This is a genomic window from Clostridium sp. (assembly GCF_051656525.1).
Taxonomy (GTDB): Bacteria; Bacillota; Clostridia; order Clostridiales; family Clostridiaceae; genus Clostridium.
Genome location: NZ_JBOGCC010000082.1, coordinates 1 through 4,032, shown reverse-complemented (window position 1 = coordinate 4,032; position 4,032 = coordinate 1). Strand labels below are relative to the sequence as shown.

Genomic DNA, 4,032 nt, shown 5'->3' with positions numbered 1-4,032 from the left:
TGATAAACTAAAGACAGTGATTTTTTTATCAATTATTTTAAAGAGAAAAAGTCTTCTTATTTGAATTGGTCCTCAAATAAGAAGGCTTTTTTTGTTATATAAAAATATAAGAGTATTAAACTAGGTGTAAAAGTGTATTTTTTATTAAAAAAAAGATTGAAAGTGTATTTAATTTTAAGAAGAATGTATTAAATAATTTTTAGAAAACCTTTAAATTTGGATACTTTCAAATTTTGGAATAAAACTTGCTATAAAAGAGTTTGAGAATTTAAATAATGAGGGGGAAGAGAAATGTTTTCTAAATTAGAAAATATATTAATGCCTATTGCAGCAAAGTTAAGCTCAAATAAGGTGTTAATTGCTATTCGTGATGGTTTTTTAATAACTACACCATTAATAATAGTTGGATCTATATTTTTACTTATTGCAAACTTTCCTATAACAGGATGGGATAGTTTTTGGACAAATATCTTTGGGCCTGATTGGTCAAGTTGGTTTATAAATGTATCTAGAGCTACATTTAATTTAATGGCTATATTATCTTGTGTTGGAACAGGGTATTCATATGCAAGAGAGCTTAAAGGAGATGCTATTCAAGGAGCTTGTGTTGCTTTTGTAGCCTTCTTTATATTAATGCCAACTAAGATTGCTTATATGGGAGTAGAAGGAGAAGCTACTTTAAATGGAATCTCATTTGAGTATGTTGGTTCTAATGGGCTTTTCTTAGCACTTGTATCTGCAATTATTTCAGTAAGGCTTTTCATATGGGTGTATAACAAGGGGTGGACTATAAAGATGCCACCAGGAGTACCACCAGCTGTATCATTATCTTTTGCAGCTTTAGTACCTTCTGCTATAGTAATGCTTTTATTCTTTTTTATAAGAATAGGAGTTAGCTTAACTTCATTTGAGACAGCCCATAACTTAATATATGAAGTACTTCAAACACCTCTTCAAGGTGCAGGAAATACTTTATTTGCACAAATAGTTTATAGTTTAGCATGTACTGTTTTCTGGTTCTTTGGAATAAATGGACCTGCTGTTGCAAATACTGTTTTTGCTCCAATTAGTAAAGTTTTAACTATGGAAAACTTAGAGGCTTTTCAAGCAGGATTACCTCTTCCTAATATATTTACAGATCCATTTTCAAATTTTTTCACAAACTTTGGAGGAGGAGGAAGTACACTATCATTAATTATAGTAATGCTTCTATTCTGTAAATCTAAGAGAATAACACAACTTGGTAAACTTTCAGTACTTCCAGGAATTTTTGGAATAAATGAGCCAATTATCTTTGGATTACCAATAGTATTAAATCCAATATTAGTTATTCCATTTGTATGTGTACCAGTAATTAATTTAGTCTTGTCCACCATAGTCACAACTATGGGAATTATTCCATATACAACAGGAGTACCACTTCCATGGACAACACCAATAGGTTTCTCAGGATATCTATCAACTGGTAGTTTAGTGGCTGCAGGCTGGCAAATTTTCTTACTAGTTTTAGGGTGTTTAATATACTATCCATTTATAAAAATGTTAGATAAGCAATATTTAAGAGATGAAGAAGAAGCTAAAAAAGAGCTTGAGAAAGATGAAAGCTTTGACTTATGCTTTGATGATGTATAGGAGGATTTAAATTATGAGAGTTGTTATGATATTTGATCAAGTACAAGCAGGACTTGGAGGAAAGGAAAATCCTAATTTACCTTTAGGAGGAAAAAGTATTTCTATAGGTGCAGCTAGTATGCTTGAAGATAATTTTAAGGATATTGATGCAAAGGTTGTAGGATGCCTTTATTGTGGAGATGGATTTTTTGATCTAAATGAGGAGCTTGTAAAATCAAAATTTGTAGGAATGGTTAAGAAACTTAATGCAGACTTTGTTATTTGTGGACCAGCTTATGACTATAAAGGATATGGAAGAATGTGTGCAAGTATTGCAAATGAAATAAATGAAAAGACTGACATTATAGCAGTGGCTGCTATGTCAAAGGAGAATGAAAAAACTATAGAAATGTTTAAAGATAAAATTGATATAGTTAAAATGCCTAAAAAAGGTGGGATAGGTCTTAGTAAGTCTCTTAAAAACATATGTGTTTTAGGAAGAAAGAGAAAAGATAATTCAAGTGATTTAGAAAGCTTTGTAAAAGAAATATGTTATTAAAAAAGTTTTAGGTGGAGTGTATGCTTCACCTAAAATTCTATATAAGAGGGAGGATTTTATGGTAGATTTAATAAAAAAATTAAGTGAAGAAATTGGAGTTTCAGGAAGAGAGGAGAGAGTATCTAAACTTCTTTTAGAAAATTATAAAGATATAGCAGAGAAGGTTATATATGATAATTTAGGTTCTACATTTGTAGTTAAAGAAGGAAAAAGTGAGAAAAGAGTAATGGTATGTGCGCATATAGATGAGAGTGGATTTATAGTAAAAGAGATTAATAGTAAAGGGTATTTAAAAGTAATTTCTTTAGGAGATATAAAGTTAGAAGATAATATAGGGCAAAGAGTTATAGTAGTAAATAATTTAGAAGAAAAAATTAATGGGGTAGTAGTATCTATTGATAAGGATGTACTTATAGATATTGGAGCAACTTCAAATGAAGATGTTATAAAAAATAATATAGGACTTGGAAATGAAGCTATATTAAAAGGTGAGTTTACAAGACTTTTAAATAATAGAATAACTTCAAAAGCTTTAGATAATAGAGTAGGTTGTGCTTTAGGAATAGAACTTTTAAATGAAGTATCTAAAGAAGAGTTGGACTTTGACCTTTTTGTAGGAGGAACTGTTCAAAATAAGGTTGGATTTAGAGGAAGTATTACAAGTACAAATTTAGTAAAGCCAGATTTTTCTATAGTACTTGATGTTTTAGAGTGTAAAGAAAAAGATGAAGAAGGAAAGCTTGGAGAAGGTCTTTTAGTAAGTTTTTATGATAAAGGAATGATGCCAAATAAAAAAGCTTTAAGATATCTTATAAATATATGTGAAGAAAATAATATTAAATATCAACATTATTATTCATTAGATCAAGGTGATGGTGGATGGATACATAAAGTATTAGAAGGGTGTCCAACATTAAAAATATCAATTCCAGGAAAAAATATAGAAGGCAATAGCACAATAATTCATATGAATGATTATGAAAATGCAAAAAAAGCTTTAGTAGAAATTATAAAAAGTTTAAGACTTAAGGATATTGAAGACTTTAAAACAGAAAATAGATAAGAGGAGGAGAAACTTTTATGATAGATATGAAAATGTTAGAAGAGCTAAGTAATGCAGATGGAATATCAGGATATGAAAAAGAAGTTAGTAGAGTAGCTAAAAAGTATTTTGAAAAATATGCAGATGAAACAAGATATGATAATTTAGGTTCAATAATAGGAATAAAAAAAGGAAAAGAAAAAGGAAAAAAGATAATGTTATCAGCCCATATGGATGAAGTTGGGTTTATAGTTAGAGGAATAACAGAAGAAGGCTATATAAAACTACTTCCTATTGGAGGATGGTGGGGACATGTTATGCCTTCTCAAATGATGAGAATAACAACAGAAAAAGGAGAAAAAATTAAAGGTGTAGTTATAGGAAAGGCACCTCATGGAATGACAAAAGAAGAAAAGGAGAAGGTAATAGAACCAAAAGACTTATTTTTAGACTTAGGAGTAGATAATAAAGAAGAGGTATTAAGTTTAGGTGTGAAAATAGGAGATATGATAACACCAGATGTAGATTTTTCAGTAATGAATAATGGAAACTATTTTTTAGGAAAAGCCTTTGATGATAGAGTAGGCGTAAGTATAATAATAGAAGTTTTAAAAAAATTAGAAAAAGAAGATATAAAAGGTGAAGTATATGCGACGTGCACAGTTCAAGAAGAAGTAGGTATTAGAGGAGCAAGAACTGCAGTAAACTTAATAAAACCAGATATAGCTATAGCGATAGATGTAACAAAATCTTTAGATACACCTTTTGAAAAGAAAGGCATAGGACTTGGAGAAGGTGTAAACATAACATTGATAGATGG

4 protein-coding genes are annotated in these 4,032 nt (G+C 29.7%); all 4 read left to right on the top strand.

All coding sequences use genetic code 11. The features are described from left to right. Nucleotides 1-291 precede the first annotated feature (291 nt). On the top strand, nucleotides 292-1,632 hold the full coding sequence (locus ACRDDY_RS03085; protein WP_438563501.1) for a PTS sugar transporter subunit IIC: 1,341 nt from the start codon (nucleotides 292-294) through the stop codon (nucleotides 1,630-1,632). Nucleotides 1,633-1,645: 13 nt separating this feature from the next. After that, nucleotides 1,646-2,170 carry a GrdB-related putative oxidoreductase gene (locus ACRDDY_RS03080; RefSeq protein WP_438563500.1) on the top strand — a complete coding sequence of 175 codons (525 nt, stop codon included), beginning with the start codon at nucleotides 1,646-1,648 and terminating at the stop codon, nucleotides 2,168-2,170. A 58-nt stretch (nucleotides 2,171-2,228) separates the two neighbouring features. Then, nucleotides 2,229-3,233: a M42 family metallopeptidase gene (locus ACRDDY_RS03075; protein ID WP_438563499.1), complete on the top strand. Its 1,005-nt coding sequence runs from the start codon at nucleotides 2,229-2,231 to the stop codon at nucleotides 3,231-3,233. A 17-nt stretch (nucleotides 3,234-3,250) separates the two neighbouring features. Then, the coding region (locus ACRDDY_RS03070) for a M42 family metallopeptidase (RefSeq protein WP_438563498.1) at nucleotides 3,251-4,032 on the top strand (782 nt) is incomplete at its 3' end.